At 40.3% G+C, this 22,152-nt stretch carries 16 protein-coding genes; 8 read left to right on the top strand and 8 right to left on the bottom strand.

Features of this window, described 5'->3' with window-relative positions; all coding sequences use genetic code 11:
• Nucleotides 1–12 precede the first annotated feature (12 nt).
• Complete coding sequence (locus tag BK583_RS02525) at nt 13–1,620, top strand: glycoside hydrolase family 43 protein (protein ID WP_055735360.1); 1,608 nt, start codon at nt 13–15, stop codon at nt 1,618–1,620.
• 262 nt (nt 1,621–1,882) lie between these two features.
• On the opposite strand, the gene BK583_RS02520 is transcribed toward BK583_RS02525, so the two are convergent.
• From BK583_RS02520 to BK583_RS21245, 3 genes are all read right to left on the bottom strand, one after another.
• Nucleotides 1,883–2,569 carry a DUF1129 family protein gene (locus tag BK583_RS02520; protein WP_055735361.1) on the bottom strand — a complete coding sequence of 229 codons (687 nt, stop codon included), beginning with the start codon at nt 2,567–2,569 and terminating at the stop codon, nt 1,883–1,885.
• On the bottom strand, nt 2,566–2,898 hold the full coding sequence (locus BK583_RS02515; protein ID WP_139366156.1) for a PadR family transcriptional regulator: 333 nt from the start codon (nt 2,896–2,898) through the stop codon (nt 2,566–2,568). The genes BK583_RS02520 and BK583_RS02515 overlap by 4 nt, the downstream gene beginning before the upstream one ends.
• A 297-nt stretch (nt 2,899–3,195) precedes the next feature.
• Nucleotides 3,196–3,330: a hypothetical protein gene (locus BK583_RS21245; RefSeq protein WP_269083159.1), complete on the bottom strand. Its 135-nt coding sequence runs from the start codon at nt 3,328–3,330 to the stop codon at nt 3,196–3,198.
• A 95-nt stretch (nt 3,331–3,425) separates the two neighbouring features.
• Between BK583_RS21245 and BK583_RS02510 the strand changes: the two genes are divergently transcribed.
• The 6 genes from BK583_RS02510 to BK583_RS02485 all read left to right on the top strand — a co-directional run bounded on the left by BK583_RS02510 (nt 3,426) and on the right by BK583_RS02485 (nt 11,763).
• A complete protein-coding gene (locus BK583_RS02510; protein ID WP_038483817.1) occupies nt 3,426–4,472 on the top strand; it encodes a LacI family DNA-binding transcriptional regulator in 1,047 nt (348 codons plus the stop codon).
• 124 nt (nt 4,473–4,596) lie between these two features.
• Entirely contained in the window at nt 4,597–5,859 is a 1,263-nt protein-coding gene (locus BK583_RS02505; protein WP_055735363.1) for an extracellular solute-binding protein, read from the top strand.
• A gap of 70 nt (nt 5,860–5,929) precedes the next feature.
• Complete coding sequence (locus BK583_RS02500; protein WP_078440008.1) at nt 5,930–6,862, top strand: carbohydrate ABC transporter permease; 933 nt, start codon at nt 5,930–5,932, stop codon at nt 6,860–6,862.
• A gap of 22 nt (nt 6,863–6,884) precedes the next feature.
• Nucleotides 6,885–7,721: a carbohydrate ABC transporter permease gene (locus BK583_RS02495; RefSeq protein WP_055735364.1), complete on the top strand. Its 837-nt coding sequence runs from the start codon at nt 6,885–6,887 to the stop codon at nt 7,719–7,721.
• A gap of 16 nt (nt 7,722–7,737) precedes the next feature.
• A complete protein-coding gene (locus BK583_RS02490; protein ID WP_055735365.1) occupies nt 7,738–10,830 on the top strand; it encodes a beta-galactosidase in 3,093 nt (1,030 codons plus the stop codon).
• Between the two features lie 471 nt (nt 10,831–11,301).
• Entirely contained in the window at nt 11,302–11,763 is a 462-nt protein-coding gene (locus tag BK583_RS02485; protein WP_139366155.1) for a hypothetical protein, read from the top strand.
• A gap of 18 nt (nt 11,764–11,781) precedes the next feature.
• Here the strand turns inward: BK583_RS02485 and BK583_RS02480 are convergent, their stop codons facing one another.
• The 3 genes from BK583_RS02480 to BK583_RS02470 all read right to left on the bottom strand — a co-directional run bounded on the left by BK583_RS02480 (nt 11,782) and on the right by BK583_RS02470 (nt 18,277).
• On the bottom strand, nt 11,782–14,265 hold the full coding sequence (locus BK583_RS02480) for an N-acetylglucosaminidase (protein WP_139366154.1): 2,484 nt from the start codon (nt 14,263–14,265) through the stop codon (nt 11,782–11,784).
• 182 nt (nt 14,266–14,447) lie between these two features.
• Nucleotides 14,448–16,244: a glycosyltransferase family 2 protein gene (locus tag BK583_RS02475; protein ID WP_055735368.1), complete on the bottom strand. Its 1,797-nt coding sequence runs from the start codon at nt 16,242–16,244 to the stop codon at nt 14,448–14,450.
• A gap of 272 nt (nt 16,245–16,516) precedes the next feature.
• Complete coding sequence (locus BK583_RS02470; RefSeq protein ID WP_055735369.1) at nt 16,517–18,277, bottom strand: N-acetylglucosaminidase; 1,761 nt, start codon at nt 18,275–18,277, stop codon at nt 16,517–16,519.
• A gap of 237 nt (nt 18,278–18,514) precedes the next feature.
• Between BK583_RS02470 and BK583_RS02465 the strand changes: the two genes are divergently transcribed.
• Nucleotides 18,515–19,003 (top strand): NUDIX hydrolase, encoded by a 489-nt coding sequence (locus tag BK583_RS02465; protein ID WP_055735370.1) that lies wholly within the window; start codon nt 18,515–18,517, stop codon nt 19,001–19,003.
• 127 nt (nt 19,004–19,130) lie between these two features.
• Here BK583_RS02465 and BK583_RS02460 read toward each other — a convergent pair whose 3' ends face one another.
• Both BK583_RS02460 and BK583_RS02455 read right to left on the bottom strand, forming a co-directional pair.
• Nucleotides 19,131–21,335 (bottom strand): sensor histidine kinase, encoded by a 2,205-nt coding sequence (locus BK583_RS02460; protein ID WP_055735371.1) that lies wholly within the window; start codon nt 21,333–21,335, stop codon nt 19,131–19,133.
• Nucleotides 21,313–22,002 (bottom strand): response regulator transcription factor, encoded by a 690-nt coding sequence (locus tag BK583_RS02455; RefSeq protein ID WP_055735372.1) that lies wholly within the window; start codon nt 22,000–22,002, stop codon nt 21,313–21,315. Before BK583_RS02455 ends, BK583_RS02460 begins: the two co-directional genes overlap by 23 nt.
• Nucleotides 22,003–22,152 lie beyond the last annotated feature (150 nt).

Raw genomic sequence — 22,152 nt, 5'->3', positions numbered from 1 at the left:
GGCATGATCGCTATGACAACGATTCAAAACCCTATTTTAACTGGATTTAATCCTGACCCTAGTATTTGTCGAGCTGGAGATGATTACTATATTGCCGTCTCGACTTTTGAATGGTTCCCAGGTGTGGGCATTTATCATTCAAGGGACTTAAAAAACTGGAAGCTTGTTTCAAGACCCCTTAATCGATTATCCCAGCTAAATATGATTGGAAATCCTGATTCAGGCGGTGTATGGGCCCCTGCCTTGTCCTATTCTGATGGGACATTTTGGCTCATTTTCACAGATGTAAAGGTTGTAGCAGGACAATGGAAGGATTGCCATAATTACCTCGTTACGTGCGATACAATCGATGGTGATTGGTCTGATCCCATTCACTTAAACAGTTCTGGCTTTGATCCATCGCTGTTCCATCATGAAGACGGTAGAAAATATTTCGTTAACATGGTATGGGATCACCGTATACCCAATCATTCTTTCTACGGCATTGTTCTACAAGAATATGATCCAGTAAAACAGAAATTAGTCGGAAAAAAAGACGTTATTTTTAAAGGAACGGACATAAAACTAACAGAAGCTCCTCATCTTTATTTCATTAATGGCTATTACTATTTGTTAACGGCAGAAGGTGGGACGCGTTTCGAACATCAGGCAACGATCGCTCGGTCAAAAGATTTATGGGGTCCTTATGAAGTGCACCCAGAAAATCCATTACTGACGTCGTATCCATATCCTAAAAACAAGCTTCAAAAAGCTGGCCATGCGTCCATCGTCCACACCCATACGGACGAATGGTTTCTTGTTCACCTTACTGGCCGACCATTACCTAGGAATGGTCAACCCTTACTGGCACCGAGAGGCTATTGCCCGCTAGGAAGAGAAACAGCGATTCAACGCCTAGAATGGAAAAACGATTGGCCTTATCTGGTCGGGGGACATGAGCCCTCCCTTCAGATTGAAGGACCTGCTATGACGGAATACCCGTTTGAACAAGAAGACCAAACCGATCATTTTGACAAGGATACGTTACCTATGAATTACCAAACGTTACGCATCCCTCTAGACCAAAAGTGTCTTTCTCTGCAAGATCGTCCTGGACACTTGCGTCTGTATGGAAAAGAATCGTTAACATCAAAATTCACACAAGCATTTGTAGCAAGAAGATGGCAACATTTCCACTTTAGAGCTGAAACAAAAGTCCGTTTTCAGCCAGACACCTTTCAACAAGCTGCCGGACTTGTAAACTATTACAACACAGAGAATTGGACCGCTCTGCAAGTGACCTACCATGAAGAAAAAGGCAGAGTGCTTGCACTTACAGCCTGCGATAATTTTTCATTTTCACAACCATTAAGGAATCAAGAGATCCCCATCCCAAATGAAGTGGAAGATGTCTATTTACGTGTTACTGTCGAAACCGAAACCTATGCTTATTCTTACTCGTTCGATGGTGTTCATTGGAAGAAACTAGACATACTCTTTGATTCTTATAAACTATCGGACGATTATGTTCGTGGGGGAGGCTTTTTCACTGGCGCTTTTGTCGGAATGCAATGCCAAGATACATCAGGCGAGAGTCTTCCAGCTGACTTTGATTACTTCACTTATGAGCCACTCGACTAATAAAGTGGAAGAGGCTGGGACATAACGAAAAGTAGTAGTTGAAAAGACGAATAGTCTAAAATATGCTGAGTAGCACGGCTACAGGAGAATCCTTCGCTTTCCGGGGACACGGCCTCAGCCTCCTCCGTGGAAAACCACCACTCCAGAGTCTTCAGACACGTGCTGATCCCCCAGGAGTCTTCGGATTCTCCTTCCGCTCATTTTCATATAAAAAAAACGACGAACGTTCCTATTTTCAGGAATGTTCGTCATTTTGGTCTGTCTATCTACTTTTGTCCCAGCCTTTTATGAATTTTAGAATAAGGTACAAGAGACCACCGACTACGACATAAATCCACCAGTCTAAAGAGAGCTCAGGCCCGAAACTCGGAACAAATGTATAAAACAAAAACAGCGGGACAAACCAAACCATGCCATATAAGCCACCTTTTAGGATCATCCATGTATCGCTTTTCTTCTGGTCTGGTTTAAATAAAGACTGTCGAACGAAACCAAACACCATACTAATTGCCAAAGGAATCGAGAACCCTACATAGATGGCAATGACAAGTGCATTTCCAACTGAAATCGCCTGATTGTAGTCAAAAAAGAGTGGCAAGAGGCCATTCGCCGCAGCCTGTATGATTAAGATAAAGGCAAGTGTACTGAAGAAGGCATCAGCGACCACCGCTAGCTGATGCTTCTTTTTCTCACGCGGTAAATGAGCAATGAGTTCTTCTGCATAGGCTTTCGGATTTTCACCAAATAGATCAGAAGCGGTCTTTCCTTCTTTCTCCGCTTCTAGTAAATGATCTAATATATCCATTAACAATTCCTCTGCTTGCTGTTCAGCTATTCTTAAATCCGTTCGAAAATACAAGAGGAAATCTTCATAAACCTGTTGATTCCTTTCAGACAACGCTTCTCGCTTTTCGTTGTTCAGTTTAATTAATTCTTCTGTATACGTCATGTTTCATCCTTCCTTCCAAGAAGCTCGTTCACAGGGGTAACAATCGTGTTCCATTGTTGAATAATACTGTTCAATTCCTCTTCCCCCTCCTTCGTTAAGTAGTAATACTTTCTTTTTGGTCCTGATGGGGAATCTTTTAATTCACTAAAGATAAAGCCTTTCTTCTGTAGACGAAGCAGCACAGGATAAATGGTCCCATCGCTAATTTCAGGTAGCCCCACTGCTTGTAACCTCACTGCTAATTCGTAGCCATAAACCTCATCTTCTTTAATAATCGTCATTACACACGCGTCTAAGATTCCTTTTAGAATTTGTGTTCTTGACATCAAGTCACCTACTAACTACATGGTATAACCAAGTAGTAATGATTTTAGTAGCTACCCGGTATTACCAAGTAGCTGTCTTTATCTTATATGAGCGGATCAACATATGCAAGGAGAAGTTTGGTTTTTTACCTTTTACGATATAAGAAATGATTAAAGAGTTATCGTTCTTTTGTTTTTCACTCTCGCAAAATCGCAGTTACTCCTTCTATTCCCTTTTTTCTCTTTATGCAAATGCTTGCTTAAACCGATTAACTCTGCTATCTTCTAACTAAGTTGCGTCTATCGAAAGAACTAGTTTATCTATAAAGAGATTGGTAGAATCGGATCTACAGGCATCTGATTGTCCCAATGAGCGTAACCACCCTTCGATAGGGCAATCGATTCGGGGTGGTTCTTTTCTGCCTTTTTACCCCCATTTTGAAACAAATGACTCAACCTTTCGTTCTCCATTCCTACATATGAACAGCTAACAAAATTTGATATAATACTAACATAACTAACAAAATCAGACAGGTTCAGGCGGTGTAAATATGAGTCAACGGAAAGTTACAATGCAGGTCATTGCCGATACTGTAGGTGTGTCTAAATACGTAGTATCAAAAACATTAAATAATAAGCTTGGTGTAAGCGAGGCGACTAGACAGAAAATTTTATTCACCGCGAAACAACTCGGCTATTCTAAAGATGGCCCCTCAGAAGGTCCAAGTCTACCATTAGAGACGGAAATTGAAAATGGTTATATTCTAGTTGTGCTGCCAAACTATGAATACCAAAGCATCTCTTACACATATTGGGGCGCTGTATTCCAAGGCATATCCCTTCATATTCAAAGTAAGAAAGCTGGAATGATTGTCATTACAAGCGAAATGGATTTATCGAAAAAAGTGGATGTCCCAAATTTAATCGGCATCATTACAGTCGGAACAGTAGACGAGCAAACTTTACTTGCGTTATCCACTTACAACCTACCTATAGTTACTCTAGATCACGAAGCTAGAATCATTCGTGCCGACAGCATCTTTATGGATAATCTCGGCGGCATTGAACGGATGACCGATCACTTAATTGGTCTAGGACATAAACAGTTACTGTTTGTAGGGAATATCCATTATTCCCAAAGTTTTTACGAGCGTTGGATCGGTTTTCGTAACTCACTAGAAAAAGCAGATATCCCGCTTACACAAGGCAACCAGAAAATTCTAACCATCCCTTACGACGATAATATGGAAGCAAATCTCCAACAACACTTTGAAGAACTCAGAATTCATTCAACTGACTTCCCTACTGCTTTCGTATGCGCAAACGACCACATCGCAAGACGCATGATTGTTTTATTAGAACAGAACGGGTTGGCATGTCCAACAGATATTTCCGTTACCGGCTTTGACTCTCTCGAAGAGGATAAACATTTATCCCCTGCACTCACCACAGTTCAAGTCTTGAAACAAGTGATGGGTCGACGCGCTGTTGATCGCCTTGTCTGGCGTGCTAAAAATAGAGATTACCCATCTGAAAAAATCTTGATAGTCGGAGATATCACTTTTAACGAATCAATAGATGCACCGAAAAAACGATAAGCCTTGTCTTATCGTTTTTTTAATAGTTAGAAATAAAGCGTTTACATATTGATTAGGAAGTGATATGTTTAACAACAATAACAAAATAAACTAACAAAGATAACAATAATCTGGAGGGGTTTATATGGTTCGTTCTGTACTTAAATCTTTGGTAGCCGTTGGAAGTATCGGTTTGGTGGCAGCTTGTTCTTCCGGCTCTAGTTCAAGTGAGTCGACTGGAGGAGACATTACATTAACAATGTGGCTTTGGCCTGGGATGGGTTTTGCAGAAAAAGCTGCCCAATATGAAGACGAAAACCCAGGAATCAACATTAATATTCAAGAGGCTGAGTACGCTGATGCCCATCAGAACCTTATTACCGCACTTGCTGCTGGTTCTGGTGCTCCGGACATTTCTGGTGTTGATGAAGGGTATCTTGAGCGTATTAAAGAAAGCAGTCACTTGTTCTACGATCTATCCGACTATGGGGCTGCCGATTTAGAAGGCGACTATCTCGACTGGAAATGGAACCAAGCCTCTTCTGATGACGGTTCCGTTATCGGCATCCCTACCGATATTGGTCCAATGGCCATGGCCTATCGCGTCGATTTATTCGAGGAAGCAGGCTTACCTACAGATCCTGATGACGTTGCTGAAGCGATGGGTACATGGGACGATTACATTCAAGCTGGTAAGCAGTTAAAAGAAGAGACAGGGAGCTTTATGTTTAGCGATGTAGCAGATATGTATTCTGCGATTCGTGAGCAAGGGGATAAACAATATTTTGAAACAGACGGCACCTTAATCATTGATGATAGCCCTCAAATTTTAAAAGCGTGGGATAAGTCGATTGAAGCGATGGACATTCAAGCCAATATTGAACGGCAGACACCTGAATGGGGTGCAGCCATTGCAAATGGCGATTTTGCGACGGTCTTCCTTCCACCTTGGATGCTGCAAAATATTAAAAACGATGCACCTGATACAGCCGGTTTATGGGATATCGCCTTAATGCCTGAAGGCTCAGGGAATTGGGGTGGTTCTTTCTTAACGATTCCATCTCAAAGCGATCATCCGGAAGAAGCCTATGACTTTATTACTTGGCTCATGTCACCAGATAATCAACTCGATATTTTTGAAGTAAACGGGAACTTCCCTTCCACTCCTGGGATTTATGACGAACCAGCTGTGAAAGAACTCGATGACGGTTTCTTTATTCGTGATGATATTGGTGCTATTTTTGCAGAGGCCGCTACACTCGTTAAAGATGTATACCGGGCTCCAGATACCGCCCCAATAAACACAATCATGCAAGATGCTCTGGGTACTGTAGCCGATGGTGTAGCAGAACCTGAAGCAGCATGGGACAATGCCATTCAAGAAGTGAATCGTCAAACGTCGCGTTAGGTAACAGTGGAGACAGCGTAGGTCATCTTACGCTGTTTCTTATGAACATTCATCAGAAGGGATGGACTTTATGAGTACAGAAGTGCGCCAGCAATACCCACCTACACCACAGAAAAAACAGAAGAAATACAATCAGCGGACGAGAGATCGTATTTCGGGTTACCTTTACATTTCTCCTTTCTTTCTCTTGTTTGGTGTTTTCGGGATGTTCCCCCTTATTTTTACTGCTTATTTGTCTTTTCACCGTTGGAATATTCTTGGTGAAAGAGAATTTATTGGTTTCTCAAATTACATCGGTTTATTCACAAACGATCCTCTGTTTTGGAAAGCAGTTGGAAACACGTTTAGCATATGGGCGCTGTCCACCATTCCTCAGCTATTTGTCGCCTTAGTGCTCGCCTTTATTTTGAATCAGGCGTTTTTAAAAGGAAAAAGCTTCTTTCGCTTAAGTATTTTCATGCCCAACGTAACATCAATCGTCGCCGTAGCCATCGTCTTCTCTGCTATATTTGGTACCCAGTATGGAATCATCAACTACTTCCTTAGCTTAGTTGGTCTTGATCCTATTAACTGGAAGGGTTCTTACTTCGGCACGCATGTGGCGATCTCCTCCATGGTGATGTGGCGCTGGGTTGGCTATAACACCATTATTTATTTAGCTGGTCTTCAGAGTATTTCGAAAGACTTGTATGAGGCCGCTACAATCGATGGTGCGAATAAAATTCAACAGTTCTTTTATATAACCATTCCTATGATTCGCCCTATCATTATTTTCACTGTACTCCTTTCATCCATTGGAGGCATGCAAGTCTTTACTGAGCCACTCCTCTTTGGTGTTGGTTCCGATTCACAGGGCTTAACGATGACACTATACCTTTACCAGGAAGCATTTGAACGATTCTCCTTTGGTTATGCAGCCGCCATTGCATGGGTTCTGTTTTTAATCATTATGATTGTCTCACTCATTAACCTCATCGTTACACGTCGAATTAAATCAACCTAAAAAAGAAGGGAGACCGTTTGAAATGAAAGAAGTTGGTCAAAAGAAACTACCCAAGATCTTCTTGTATCTTTTTCTCATTGTGAGTTCACTCGTATCTTTATTTCCGTTCTACTGGATGTTCGTCATTGGGTCCAACTCCACGACGTCTGTCAATCAATTTCCACCTGCAATGATTCCAGGAACACAGTTTGTTGAAAACGCTAGAAACGTATTTGAGCGAATCGATTTCTTTGGCTCGATGTTTAATTCCTTTATTATCTCTGGGACCGTCACGTTGTCTGTGTTGTTTTTTTGTTCCTTAGCTGGGTTCGCATTTGCAAAACTAAATTTTGAAGGCAAAAATATGCTGTTCGTTTTCTTACTTGCTACCATGATGATTCCACCACAACTTGGGCTTATTCCTTCTTTTATGATCATTAGTCAGTTAGGCTGGATTGATACCCTTCAAGCAGTCATTGTTCCTGCTATGGTTAGTGCGTTCGGTGTGTTTTGGATGCGTCAATATATCTCATCTGCCATTCCTGATGAGCTCCTGGAAGCAGCAAGGATGGATGGATGTAGTACGTTTCGCACGTATTGGAACATTGTTCTTCCAACAGTCAAACCTGGTCTTGCTACACTCGGGATTGTTACGTTCATGAATACGTGGAACGATTTTCTATGGCCTCTTGTCGTATTAAAGGACCAAAGTGTTCACACGATTCAAATTGCCTTACGGACATTAAACGATGTGTTTTATACCGATTATTCCATGATTTTGGCAGGCACATTTATGGCTACTGTCCCTATCTTAATTGTCTTTCTCTTATTTAGCCGCTATTTCATTGCTGGTTTAACAGAAGGTGCTGTTAAAAACTAATACAAAGGAGCCCGTTATGTCTTATTTATTTTTTTACGATTCCACATTTCCATTTGATGGAGAGCGTCCATCATCTACACAACTAACCGCTCTCACTCAAGTAGTCGATGCAAACGAAGTAGAGGACGCACTAACTAGCGGACAATACGACACGTTTATTAATTTACATGGTTCTTATTTTCCTAAGGCTATGTGGTCATCTCTGCTCCGTTTTCTTGAAACAGGTGGTGGGCTTGTACATATTGGCGATATTCCATTCCGATACCCTGTCTACAAAGACAATCATGAATGGAAAATAGAAGTGGAACAAACCGCTTACCACCAGCAACTTCAAATACATGAAGCGTTAGCAGTTCGGACGGATCATGTCCAAACGCTCGTACCATCAAGCGAACGACCGCTTTTACAGCCGTTTATTAAAACCATCAGCATACAACCTACCTATGGATTTGTGCTTCACGTGACGAAACAGGATGATCATCCATTAGAGAACGGATCAAGTGGACCGATGGATGCTCACATCTATCCTCTTCTTGTAGGACAGACAGCTGATAACAGGAACGTTTCGGCACCTGTTGTCTTAATTGAAAATACGAAAGGCTCCTTCGCAGGCGGACGATGGATTTTCTTTAACCAACGAATTGATCAGTTGTTTTGGGACCAAGGAATGGATTTACTGAACAAGCTTGCTTGGTATACTGCTGAAGGGGTTACAGAAATTTGGGTTAAACCCGGCTATGCCAGTTACTACCCACAAGAGGTACCGACTCTGACCATTCAAGTACAAAGTCTTTCTTTGCATCATCGTCCTGATCAAAAGAAAGAGTGGACGCTTCACTTACGTGTAAATAAGGATAAGGATTGCCTGTACGAAGACGTTATCCATGTTACACAATCCCTTCACTTATCATTCCTAAAACGAACGCTTCCTTTTCAAGTTCAAGAAGGATTTTACACGATCGACGTGAAAGCGACATCCACCGCAGGAGAGAGCATTGAACTGAATCAAGGCTTTTGGGGTTTTTCAGAAGCTTTGCTAGCATCTGGTACGCCGTTAAAAGCCAATCGAGATTATTTTGAAAAAGACGGTGAACCGTTCCCGATTGTTGGGATGACCTATATGACGTCAGACGTCGCACGCAAGTTTCTATTCCTTCCTAATGCTCATGTCTGGGATCGCGATATGGAACAAATGAAGAACGCTGGAATTAACCATATTCGTTCAGGTATATGGACTGCATGGCGCCAAATCATGTTTGTCGACGGACATCCGTATGAAGAAGTCCTTCGTGCCATTGACGCCTTCGTACTAACAGCAAAAAAGCATGAACTTGATCTGTGCTTTACCTTTTTTGCCTTTACTCCTGAGACGTGGGAAGGAAGCAACCCATACTTAGATCCACGAAGCCTTGCAGCCCAAAAGCGATTTATTGCAGCGATCGCTTCGCGCTATTCAGAAGCGACTCATTTACACTGGGATTTAATTAACGAGCCTTCTATGTTTGATCCAAAGCGTATCTTTTCCGGACCACGTTCGGCACGGGACCCTTATGAGATAAAGGCTTTCCAAGATTGGACCCGAGAAAAATACGGAACGATCCGTCGTGTACAGGAAGCATGGAATTATTCATCAGCAGAACTACCTGATTTCCATCACATCGCAACACCGGAACAGGAAGAGATGAATATGGACGTTCAAGATATGCGTAACCCAAGTAAAAACCTAATTTGGCTCGACTATACGTTATTCACCATGGATATGCATAATCGTTGGGCCTCGGATTTATCGTCAGCATTGCATGCCATAAACCCAAATCGTTTAGTAACAGTTGGCCAAGATGAAGCATTGTGTTCACAACGACCTACACCATTCTTCTATGCATCAGCCGTTGACTATACGACGAATCACACTTGGTGGCAGCAAGATCATCTAGTCTGGGATGGAGTATTCACGAAAACAAGTGGAAAGCCAAATCTTGTGCAGGAAACAGGCATTATGTATCTCGAGCAACCTGACGGATTAGCGAAACGGACTGAAGATGAATTGCGCACTATTTTAGAGCGCAAGTATGCCTATGCCTTCTCTACTGGTGGAGCAGGAGCCGTACAGTGGCTGTGGAATACGAACTTCTACATGGACAACGTGAATGAGTCCAATATCGGAGCGCTACGTGCTGACGGAACCGAAAAACCAGAAGCAGATGTCTCTTATGACTTCGGAGCTTTTATTGCTGGTGCGAAATCGCTCTTTGTCGATCGAACTCTTGAAGAAGTCGCAGTAGTTTATCCGTATTCAAATGATTTTTCTACACGAAAACTTGCCTTTGCTGCAACGACGAAGGCCATACGTACGCTATCCTATGAATTAAACACTCACGTAAGAGGGTTGAGTGAATATCATTTACATGACTTAATGGAACATCCACCTAAACTCGTTATCGTGCCAAGCGCCCATAATTTTAGTGATGAAGCCTTTGAACAGCTCATCACTTACACGCAACAAGGAGGTACACTCCTCTTCTCCGGACCGTTACGGCTGAATGCAAGCTGGAAACATTCGGAGCGACTAACGAAAGCAATCGGACAAACAACACAACGTAATGTTCTACGTGAAGAAGCACTAACGATGAATGGCAAGACTTACCCAGTTAGCTTTGGCGCAAGACGCATTGCAGAATTAGTAAAAGAAAAGGTCGATGGTTTAAACAAAAACGAAGTGACATCCATTTCAATCGGACATGGAACCTTTATTTGGAGTCCCTTACCAGTTGAGTTAAACGATCGATCGGAAGTGATTGAGGCGCTTTATCGCTATGCTCTTCAACAGGCCAATGTGACGAGTGAACTTATTTGGCATAAAGGTGGAGAAAACCCCGGCGTCTATGGTCGCAAACTTTCATTTAAAGAAGGAGAACTATTCATTTTCGTCTCTGAATTTGCTGAAGATGTAGAGGTTGAAGTGACAAACCCTATTACAGGTAAAACTTATGCTTTCATCCTTGAACAAGAACGATCTGTTCTTTATCATACTGATTTAACAGGTACTATAATAAACAGCTATCGAGACGTTTCTATAAACAAACGAAGAACAACTGTCCACTCATCGTGATGGAAACAGTACGAATAAGTGTTGGAATGAGGCTGGGACAAAAGTAGATAGACAGACCAAAATGACGAACATTCCTGAAAATAGGAACGTTCGTCGTTTGTTTTATATGAACATAAGCGGAAGGAGAATCCGAAGACTCCTGGGGGATCAGCACGTGTCTGAAGACTCTGAAGTGGCGGTTTTCCACGGAGGAGGCTGAGGCCGTGTCCCCGGAAAGCGCAGGATTCTCCTGTAGCGGTGCTACTCAGCATATTTTAGACTATTCGTCTTTTCAACTACTACTTTTCGTTATGTCCCCGCCTCTTTTTGGATGAAATGAGAAAGAATGATCCACTAATTCTTAAGTTTTTCTAAACTCTTCGCCCGTCATATTGACGTCAATTTGCTCCATTGCTTATGATAAAACTATAGACTCTGCTCTTGATTCATTCATCTATATTAAAGAGCGTTGTGGTAATAGGAGCGTTGATTATGAAAAAGAAACGATTGTTCATCCCGTTAGCCATTCTCCTCACACTCAGTTGCTGGGTACTCATTTCCATTACCTTGCCACCTAAGTGGGTTGGCATGTCTGAAACAGAATTATGGGTGGCAGACTTCAATCAAGAACCTCTTGCAAAAACAGCTAACTGGTTTGGTCAGGTTTATTGGCATGGGCATTTGAACGTATCTCTTATTGGAGTTGAATTATACCATCACGGTAAGCTATTATCGGAGACACGTAAGAAGAATACATACCTTGGGCATAATGATGCCATTGACTATATGCATACAGCCGATGCTGCGTTTGATCGTGATGATCAGCTTGAATTAATTGTCAAATGGGAAGCCAATAGTCACGTGTACGAAGAATCAATCCCTCTTCAATCACGCAAACGCTTTTTTGCTCTTCCTTCATTTTTAAACCCAAAAACCTCCGCTTACAGTATGTAAACGGAGGTAGTACTTGATTTAGCCATTGTAGTCTGGGATATCAAGTGTTAAAGAATACGAACCGATTTCTTGGTAAAGGTTGTACATAGTGTGGACTTGTTTTGACGCCCAACCAATATCTGTAGCGTATTGGTGGGTTGGTCTACCATTGTTTACAAGGCCAGCAGGATTCCAGCGCATTTTGTATAAAGTGTTCTGTCCACTTTTTATATAACTGTTCCCTATAAAACTTGCCCCACCAACTATGGCTTTGTATGGAGTATCCCAACCTTGATCGTATGCATATTGAGAGCCACATTCGATTGGACAATGGTCACGGGCTCCTATACCGTACATGTTGTATACAACCGTCCCATTAACCTCAACGCCTCGGGCTAATGTAGATGTACCATGACCGGTTTCAAGCAGGGCATGTGACAATAGATAAATGTCATTTACACCATGTGTCATTCCAGCGTCTATAAAAGCCTGTCCTTGGTTACTTAAAGTCCCTTTTCCAGTTAAATAATTATTTAAGACATTGGCAGATGCACCACTAGGCTTAGATAAGTCAAGAAATTGAAAACGTTGGCGAGCATCGTCAAGAAAATTAAATGGATTCATGTAATAAGAAATATCTTCTTTTTTTGCATTTACCCACATTAATTGATACCAACCGTTTGTTGAACGTCGAATAGACAATCTCGTTCCTTGAACGAGCTGATCAACAACAGCATATGCTGTTCCAGGACCGCTACGAACATTTAATACCGGTGTGTCTACATAATAGAAACCGCCATTTGCACTTGAATAGCTAACGTGTTCTGCTGAAACATACTGTGTATATGTATCAGTAACTGCATATGGTCCAAATTGTCGATTAACAGCTTCTTCCAATGCAATATTGTAACGTGTGAAATTTTCAATCGGCACTACATCCGTCGTTACATGATTTGCTTGAATCCAAACTTGTTGACCCTCAATCGTGCCTCGATGCCACGTTGCATTTCCAACTCTTTCAGTAAGGTTGACCAAAAACTGTTTCCCTTTGCGGTTAGAAAGGTTGTAAACTAAGTCTTGAGAACCTCCCCACGCTTTCGAATAGGCATTTCCACTTCCAATAACATACATCGTACTGGCATTACGATTTACAAGGACGTGGTCACGCACACTTAAGTCTGAGGCTTTTGCCCAGCCTACCACTCCTGTTCCATTCCAATTTTTGCTCAATTCATAATAGCGTTCACCATTGTACGTCGCTTGTTTTTTCACATAGTACACCGCGTGCAACAAGTTGCTTGTACTAACTGTTTCAGTTTTTCCTAGTTCTTTATAAATTGTAGCTGTACGATTAATGTGCCCTAATTTATTCGTTGCTTCTTCCACTATCTTTGGTTTTTCTACATGCGTACTCTGTATCCAAACTTGTTGACCATCTAGTGTGCCTCGATACCATGTGTGATTTCCTACTTGTTCTGTTAAATTGATTTTAAAGATTGTTCCTCGTTTTCCAGAAAGGCTCGCTACCAAATCTTGAGAGCCACCCCACGCTTTCGTATATGCGTTTCCAGTTCCTTTTACTTGCATATCGAATTGGTCACGATTAATCAAGACGTGGTCACGTACACTTAAATCTGAAGCTTTTGCCCAGCCTACCACTCCTGTTCCATTCCAATTTCTGCTCAATTCATAATAGCGTTCACCATTGTACGTCGCTTGTTTTTTCACGTAGTACACCGCGTGCAACAAGTTGTTTGTACTGACTGTTTCAGTTTTTCCTAGTTCTTTATAAATTGTAGCAGTGCGATTAATGTGTCCTAGTTTGTTTACTGACTGTTCAGCAAAGGCTTGTATACCAGCACTCCAAAAAAGAGTTGATTCCAAATCTTCTTCTTTCTTTTCTTCACTTTTTTCTGTTTCTAGAGTGTCTTTTTCTAGTTCTTGCTCTTCTCTAACATCGTTCTCGTCGAGCTCTTCTGTACTGTCTTCTTCTTGCTCTTCTCTAGCACTGTCCTCTTCTTGCTCTTCTCTAGCATCGTCCTCGCTGAGCTCTTCTGTACTGTCTTCTTCTTGCTCTTCTCTAGCATCGTCCTCGCTGAGCTCTTCTGTACTATCTTCTTCTTGCTCTTCTCTACTGTCCTCTTCTTGCTCTTCTCGATTCTCTTCTTCCTGTTTTCCTAACTCTTCGTTTGATTCATTTACCGTCTCATATTCATCTTCATTCAATAATTCATTATTTGATTCGAGCTCTAGTTGTTTGTTCAATACTAAACAATCAACCAAAGATTGATGTTCTTCTTTGTGAAAATATTCCTTTACTCCATTAGTTTCTAGAAATTCTTTATAACTGAGCCCATACTCATCAATAAAGCATTTATCAACTAATTGGGTATCCTCCATAAGATCAATTCCGTTGTTCTCAAAGATATTATCTTCAGGAATGGTTTTTACAAATCCAACAGATGGAAGAGTCATGTTAATAAGAATTGTAAAAATAAGGGTTAACATACATATCCGTTTCACTCTATTCCTCCTAAAAATTTAATACTGACTACATAGATTTTAATAGATTTTACACTTTTTTCATAGTTTAATTTCATATATTAATAACAAATTCCGACAGTTTTCATGAAATTCCGCTAAAGTCCTTATTCATAGACAACGTAAAAAAGGGTTGGCATTCGTACCAACCCTTCTTAAAAAACTTATATAGTCACTTCAAACGCATGTGATTTCTCCCCTAATGCAATTTCAATTTTACAGTTGCCTTTCAGGTTGTTCACGTTATCTATTTGTAAATAAGCTGAACCGCCGTCCACGATAATGCTCGCTTTTGAATCAATAAACGCTTCTGTTTTATCATTATAAATGGATGCAATATAGGAGACTTCGCTTTGACCGTATGCATACACATTTTCTATGGGGATTAAGATTAACCCTTCTCGATTTTGAATGGCATCTAGATTAAGTGTAGCGACAGCTAGAAAATTATGAACGATTGAGTTTAAATCGATTGAAACTAATTCAGATTTGTTTTTGTAGACGACGTACGTATTTCCATTAATGATTGCAGCTTTTTTAAAGTTCTGCTTACTTGCTATTGCCCGGTGAGCCCCCAAATCCATGTAGTTAAATTTCGTAGAAAGGTCCCATGGTTGATGCGCATCATCGTAATCTTGAATAAAATCATCTAGTGTTAGTCTAAATGTAAGCTCGCCACGAACATTAAAATAGGAGTCATGCTGATCAAAGTGGAATTTAGAATCTATCACGTCTTGAACTTCCCAAGTAGTTCTTGTAAAACGTCCTTTTATAGAAGGTGAATATTGATTTCCCTTTGAATCTAATTCATTCATGTAAAGTAATGTTGAAGGTAAAACCGACTTAATTTCTTCTTCGCAATCAATTTGTACCTCGTTAGGACTTCCATTTAAATTCACAATTTTTTCTTCATCATACGTAACCGTTGCATCTGTAGTGATAATTAATGAACCTTCTTCAAACGCGAGATTCCTTAAATAACTTCTTGCTGTAGTCTCTGCCTTTGACTGGGAGAATTTTCTTACAAAATCTAACCGACCTTTTCCCAGCAAATAATCAATAATCTTATGTCGAGTATCTAGACGCTCCACAATCCGAGAATCAACAAAACGATCTTTCCACTCCATAGCTTTGTCGAACTCTATTTGTTGAGTATCTTTACTTTTTTTGTGGAAATTCCCTCTCAATGCCCCTAAGACTCTGGTTCTGTACCAATGAGTTATCATGTAATCCAAATCTTCACCTTCAAGGTTTTCTTTAAATGAAGACGCCACATTGTTAATCTGCTCCCACTTATATTCAAGATCTTTCCCAAAACCAGCAGAATGATTTTGTTCACGCCAATGGTAAACAGGATAATCGGCTAATATGCCTATTCGTGGTTTTTTGCTAAAGACGAGACAAGAGAACATTACGTCTTCCCACCAAACTTTATCTCCTTCATAGAAGTAAAGATTGTGCTGCTCAATAAACGTTCTTCTATATAATTTGGGTACCGTCATAGGACCCATTGCTTGTACACCTATTGTTTCAGCACCAACAACATTTTCTTTAAATTGTTCCCAACCCCAACCCCAACCTTTTGTGCGGATTACTTTTGGATTAACAACATCTAAGTCATTGTCTTTTGCAAAATTGTACATTCGCTCTAAAGCTTGAGGGAAAATAGTGTCATCATCATCGCAAAAGAAAACATACTCTCCTTCTGCCACTTTCGTACCTTTATTTCTCGGCCTACTTCCCCAACCGGATGGGGAAATTCTATGAACTTGATAATGAGTATACTCTCTTGTTTTTTCTTTTAATCGGCTGAATGCAGAAAAATCGTCCGACCCCTCATCTATAAACAGGACTTCAAACTCATTGGAACTTAATGTTTGTTTATTCAAAGACTCTACTATTCGGTTCAACTTATCTTCTTTGTTGTTATAAGTTGGGATGATGACACTCACTTTAATCATAACTTGGTCCTCCATGTTGTTCTATCCATTTATAAATCCTGTCCTCACAATATTCTCGAGTTTCCTCATCCTAACACATTTAAATTGAAAAGTTGAATGAAGATCGTGTTATATTTTTTTGATAAATAATGATGCTTTTCTATACATTGTCAAAATCAACTCGTTATTTTGTGAAAGAATAAGTCTTTTCTAAAAAAGCACATTTTATATGGTTACCCCAAAATGCATAAAGAAAACCTCCGCTTACAGTATGTAAACGGAGGTTTTCTGTACTATCCATCAAATCTTGGAATCTCTAATACGAGATTATAAGACCCAATTTCTTGATAAAGATTATACATGTTATTCACTTGCTTAAACGCCCAGCCAATATCCGTCGCGTATTGATGAGTAGGTCGACCATTCTCAATCAGCCCATCAATGTTCCAACGCATTTTGTACAGCGTATTTTGTCCTGCTTTTACGTAACTGTTTCCTATATAACCAGCACCACCAACAATCGCTTTATATGGTGAGTCCCAGCCTTCATTGTAAGCACGCTCTAGTCCGCATTCGTTTGGACATGCATCAACAGCACCAATTCCAAACATATTGTAGACAATTGTACCATTGTATTCATTTCCTGATGCAAGAAACGAAGTGCCGTGACCCGTTTCAAGTAGTGCATGAGAAAGCAGATAAATTTCATTCACGCCGTGCATGCGTCCAGCGTCAATAAATGCTTGACCTTGACCGCTTAGCGTTCCCTTTCCTTGCAAATACTGATTTAACACTTCTACCGTTACACCACTCGACTGAGCTAAATCAAGAAACTGAAATTGTTGTCTCTCATCATTTATAAAGTTATTCGGATTCATGTAGTACGTTATATCCTCTACAGATGCTCGAACCCAGTGGAGTTGGTACCATCCATTTTGCGGATTGCCACGAACCGTTACCCTTGTATCTCGTGTTAAACGATCCACCACTGCATAAGCCGTGCTTGGTCCACTTCGCACATTTAATACATCTGCATTTACATAGTAATAATTTCCAGTACTGTTATAAGAAATATATTCTGCCGAAACAAATTGACGATACGTATCCGTAACAGCGTAAACACCATGCTGACGCTGAGCCGCTTCTTCTAGGGAGATGTTATACGGAATATACGTATGATCGTTCACATTTTTTTCATTTATCCACACTTCTTGTTCTTTAAGCATCCCTTGATACCAAACCTCTTCACCTTTTTGCTCCGTTAAATGAACATCAAAGCGTGCGTTTTTATGACTATTAAGATCAAACAGCTTGTTTGCACTACTGCCCCAAGCTGTATCATACGCTGCACCTTGCCCACTAATGTAACGTACTTTACTCGTTCGATCAATCTGTACGTCAGGTTCAAGAGCAATGTCTTTATCATTTATGTCATCCGCTTGTTCATCTTCTTCTGGAGCTATCAACTCTACTTGAACTTCTTCGTTTTCAATCTTTTCCGATATATCTCCGTTTACTTCCTCTTCCTTAATAGTTTCATCTGTCGTGGTATCCACGTCTTCCTGGTTTGCTTCAGTTGTCGGTTTTTCAATCGTACCTTCTTCTACTCGTTGTTCTTTTTCGTCCTCAACAAAGTCCTTGTCTACTGCATCTTCGCTTGTTTCTTCTATTGCGTGATCAGTATTTAACTGTTCGTCGGAGATCAAATCATTTTCATCATTTGAAATAAGGTCATCTTCCTCTAAAAGGTTCTCTTCTTGATGGAAAGACAAATTCTCTTGTATGTACACTTTTAGCTGCTCACGGATTTCTGGTTCTTCCAAATCAAATTGGCTTATAAGAAAAGAAATGGATTGCTCTTCAGATAAACCTTCCGATTCAATGATTGTATATAGACAATCACTTGCTAAAAGCTGTTCAAATGATTCTTCCTCCCCCTCTGCTAGGCATTGTTTAATGACATGTGTACCTTCCTGCATCGCTAGAGTCACATACGGTAAAGTTAAATTTGACGTAAACAAAAGAATGAATAATACTAAACCGATTTTCTTCATTCCGATCTCCCTCATTTCTTTTTATTAGCAAAAAAGAGCGAGTTAATCACTCTTTTTTTACCTTTCCTACACTATTCACTTGCGCAAGTCCACATGTCTTTCCTGTAAGAACAACTTTTCACCACCCTATTTAATACTTTTTTCAGAATAATACGTTAAACTAAAAAAAGGAGGCGATAGAATGTCATCTATTCGTGATTTAACAGGAATGATTGAAGAGATAAAGCAGTTAAAGGAATGACTAGCTTAGACGTTTGTTGGGGGAATGGTTTCGTTCAGCTGACTTGGATACCAATGAGTGCTCTCCCTTTTGCTGAGAAGGTCACAAGTGCCCACGGATTTTGCTTTTATCAAAAACAGGCGATGCTCGTCTATTTAAAAAAGAGAGGCTGGGATTTACCTGGAGGACATGTGGAAAAAGGAGAGACACCAACAGCTGCTTTTCAACGAGAATGCTTTGAAGAAGGATATGTTTCAGGTGAATGCACATTAATAGGTTGCATTGAAGTGAATCATGAAAAAAATAGTGCTTGGAATGAAACAAGCCCGTACCCTAAAATCGGCTATCAAGCTTTTTATCGAATGAATGTATCAATACTCCACCCATTTAATGGAGATTTTGAAGCAACGAAACGAACGTTTGTGAACCCCAATCAATATGGAGATTGGCACCACGGCTGGCATCGTGTGTATGCGTCAGCGCTCATAGAAGCTCTACGAAACTGATGCCTGATCATGTCATCCGTTAAAAGAAGATGTGGTATTAGAAATTGTTTTGCCACTTGAATATAAAATTAGAGCGCATACGATTAGCGCTCTAATCAAAAGACATGGTTAAGTAAGTTAGGATTGCTTAAAGCGGAGGTAAGAGAACTGTCGCTTTAAATAGATCGCCGTCTACTTCAAGCTGCACATCTCCACCATGTAATTGGGCAATCGATTTAGCAATAGCGAGTCCGAGACCTGATCCTTCTGTTTGGCGTGATGAATCACCACGCTTAAACCGCTCAAATAATTCGTCTACATTATCCCCTAATTCATATTTTGTGACGTTTTTAAAACTGATTTTTATTCGATTTTCTTCTTTTCGTGCGTGTATATACACTCGGGTTTCAGGTAACGCATAACGCAGGATATTCGTCAGCAGATTATCAAACACACGCCAAAGCTTTTGCCCATCCACTTTTGCATATAATGGTTCGCTCTCCTCTTGTACGCGAAAATGGAGAGAAGAAGCTTCAATCGCTTGATTACTTTCCGCTAACGCTTGCTTAAGCAATTGATTTAAATCTATGGTTTCAGTTTTTAACTCTACGTTCCCACTCGCCATTTTTGATGCTTCGAATAAATCCTCTATTAACAGTTTTAGACGCTGTGATTTTCGATCAATAATATCAATATACGAAGCTCGTTCTTCATGGCTAAGGTTATCGTTTTTTAAAAGCTCTGTGTACGTGATAACTGAGGTAAGTGGTGTTCGTAAGTCATGGCTAACATTTGTAATTAATTCTGTTTTCAAGCGCTCACTTTTAAGTTGTTTTTGCTGTGAGTGCTGTAAGCCTTCTTTTAGTTGGTTAAGGGTTTGCGCTAACTCACTAAGCACAGCGCCTCCTTTAATTGGAAGGGGCTCAGTGGCTTCGCCTGCAACAATTTTTTTAGACTCTTTTATCAGGTTGTTTAAATAACCAACTCTTTTTAAAAGAAGGATAAACAGCGGCAATCCGACTAGTAACAATGCGATAAGATAGAAAAGAAGAAAACTAGCTTCTATAAAAAGGAGTGGCAACCCTACTCCAAATAAAAAAACTGTACCGAGTAATAAGCTCAATTGTATACTAACCGACCGATGTTCAAACGCCTCTTTTGTCACCGTAGTGAAACGGTACGTCATTGAACGCTTGGCTAATTCTTTAAGTGTACCCCGCTTCTTCATTGTCAAAAATCGATAGACGACGATGAAAAGCAGTCCAATGCTCAAAAGAAACATCGCTAGTGAAAAAAGAGTTGAAGCAGTTGAATACTCACTTAAATAGAGCAGATTGTTGCCTAACTGATCCCCAAAAATAACCAACAAGATACTTAAGATGATGGCAACTCCAAGTAAAAGATCTGTCGGAACACGTTCTAACTTTAACCTCTTCGTTGATTCAGCTAACTCGTTTTGAACCCTTCTAAACGATATGCCTGCTGTTGTGACCAACCCGACGCCTAAAAGAGCGAAACCTACTAAGGTAAGCTGTCTTTTTCTATAATCATCAGCCGCTGATGTTATGGCACTTGTTCGTTCAGATGGAATGCCAATTGCTCCTTCATAGCTCATGTTTGTCTCTTCATTAGTAGTAGCAGTAGCCTCACTTAAAAACCAGCCTTCAGAATTGTAGAACGGATAGTCACTCTCCATTAACCCATTCACATCCGCATAAGACTGGTACATTTCCATACTATCTTCACTGAACGATTCCTCCCAGCGACTTTTGACAACGTGATCCATATTCGTGTAGACATCACCTGTTCCGTGAGAAATAAAATAATAGTGAAAGGTTGATTCTAATCGAAGGAAAATTTGACGTTCTCTTTCAAGATAGCCAAAATGATCTTTTAACTGCTGTTCTTTTTCTGCTTGAATTCTAGCGGTAAGGATCTCATCATCAAAGATTTCACGGACTGTTGCAACGTCTTTATCTCGTTGTTCCCTTAAAACTTGAGCCATCTCACTATCTTCGTCAAGCTCATTCCACTCTAGTTCATCTTGGTAGTGCTGATGAATGGATTGAATGTCTCCAAACTCTGCCCCATACTCATAGCGGTACTCTTCCAAGTCTTCATCCGTCACTTTAATTGCTTCTATCTCTTCTTCCAACATACGGTCTTTAAATTCAAACTGAACCACTTTGGTCAGAAAATCATCCAATTCATGTTGAAATGTTGGTGTTTTATAATAGTTTTTATATGTATAGGTGTCGCTATAATAAAGAACAACAAACAATGATCCAATTCCTGCGCTGAGAAGAAAAAGCCAGCCAATTTGTTTCCATCTACTTTTCCATTTTGTAGCCAATACCCCATACCACCTTTATATACGTTGGATTTTTTGGGTCTAATTCAATTTTCTCGCGAATGCGACGAATATGAACAGCGACCGTATTTTCAGATTGGTAATGTGGTTCATTCCACACTCGTTCATAAATCTCTTCAATTGAAAAGACGCGCCCAACATAGGTAAGCAATAGTTCTACAATTCGAAATTCAATTGGAGTAAGTTTGATTAGCCGATCATCAACACATACTTGTTTTTCGCCTTTATCTAGTGTGAGGCCTCGTAAATGAAGGGCTTCACTCTTTATGTATTGATCGAATCTTACATAGCGGCGTAATTGTGACTTTACTCGTGCAACTAGTTCAAGGGGGTTAAATGGTTTGGTTACATAGTCATCTGCTCCAACCTGTAGTCCGAAAATTTTGTCTGTATCTTCACTTTTTGCACTTAATAGAATAATAGGGATGTGCTGCTTGTCTCGAATTTTTAGCGTCGTTTGTATCCCGTCAAGTTTAGGCATCATGATGTCTAATATAATTAAATGGATGGCTTTCTCTTCTAGTATTTGAATAGCCTCAAGTCCGTCACCTGCATGAACAACGTCAATGTTTTCATGTCGTAAATAAATGCTAATTGCTTCTCGAATTTCAACTTCATCATCCACTACTAGTACTTGATAACGATCCATTTGAATCTACACTCCCTTCCCTCTCTTAGTATAGCGTGTCTTTATTCTTAACGTTAGTATAGCTGGTAAATCTTACTACAAAGTGAGGTTTTTTCTTAAGAATTTCTTACGAAGCTGATGCCTCACCTTTTCTTGAAAGCTATCCCAATG

The organism is Shouchella oshimensis (assembly GCF_002019765.1).
Taxonomy (GTDB): Bacteria; Bacillota; Bacilli; order Bacillales; family Bacillaceae_D; genus Shouchella; species Shouchella oshimensis.
Note: the sequence above shows the minus strand (reverse complement) of the source record. Positions and strands in the feature narration are given on the sequence as shown.

Bases quoted from the DNA above. Each gene is read 5' to 3' on its own strand.
- BK583_RS02525 (WP_055735360.1), top strand. From the start codon at position 13: ATGACAACGATTCAAAACCCTATTTTAACTGGATTTAATCCTGACCCT.
- BK583_RS02520 (WP_055735361.1), bottom strand. From the start codon at position 2,569: ATGACGTATACAGAAGAATTAATTAAACTGAACAACGAAAAGCGAGAA.
- BK583_RS02510 (WP_038483817.1), top strand. From the start codon at position 3,426: ATGAGTCAACGGAAAGTTACAATGCAGGTCATTGCCGATACTGTAGGT.
- BK583_RS02505 (WP_055735363.1), top strand. From the start codon at position 4,597: ATGGTTCGTTCTGTACTTAAATCTTTGGTAGCCGTTGGAAGTATCGGT.
- BK583_RS02500 (WP_078440008.1), top strand. From the start codon at position 5,930: ATGAGTACAGAAGTGCGCCAGCAATACCCACCTACACCACAGAAAAAA.
- BK583_RS02495 (WP_055735364.1), top strand. From the start codon at position 6,885: ATGAAAGAAGTTGGTCAAAAGAAACTACCCAAGATCTTCTTGTATCTT.
- BK583_RS02490 (WP_055735365.1), top strand. From the start codon at position 7,738: ATGTCTTATTTATTTTTTTACGATTCCACATTTCCATTTGATGGAGAG.
- BK583_RS02485 (WP_139366155.1), top strand. From the start codon at position 11,302: ATGAAAAAGAAACGATTGTTCATCCCGTTAGCCATTCTCCTCACACTC.
- BK583_RS02475 (WP_055735368.1), bottom strand. From the start codon at position 16,244: ATGATTAAAGTGAGTGTCATCATCCCAACTTATAACAACAAAGAAGAT.
- BK583_RS02470 (WP_055735369.1), bottom strand. From the start codon at position 18,277: ATGAAGAAAATCGGTTTAGTATTATTCATTCTTTTGTTTACGTCAAAT.
- BK583_RS02465 (WP_055735370.1), top strand. From the start codon at position 18,515: ATGACTAGCTTAGACGTTTGTTGGGGGAATGGTTTCGTTCAGCTGACT.
- BK583_RS02455 (WP_055735372.1), bottom strand. From the start codon at position 22,002: ATGGATCGTTATCAAGTACTAGTAGTGGATGATGAAGTTGAAATTCGA.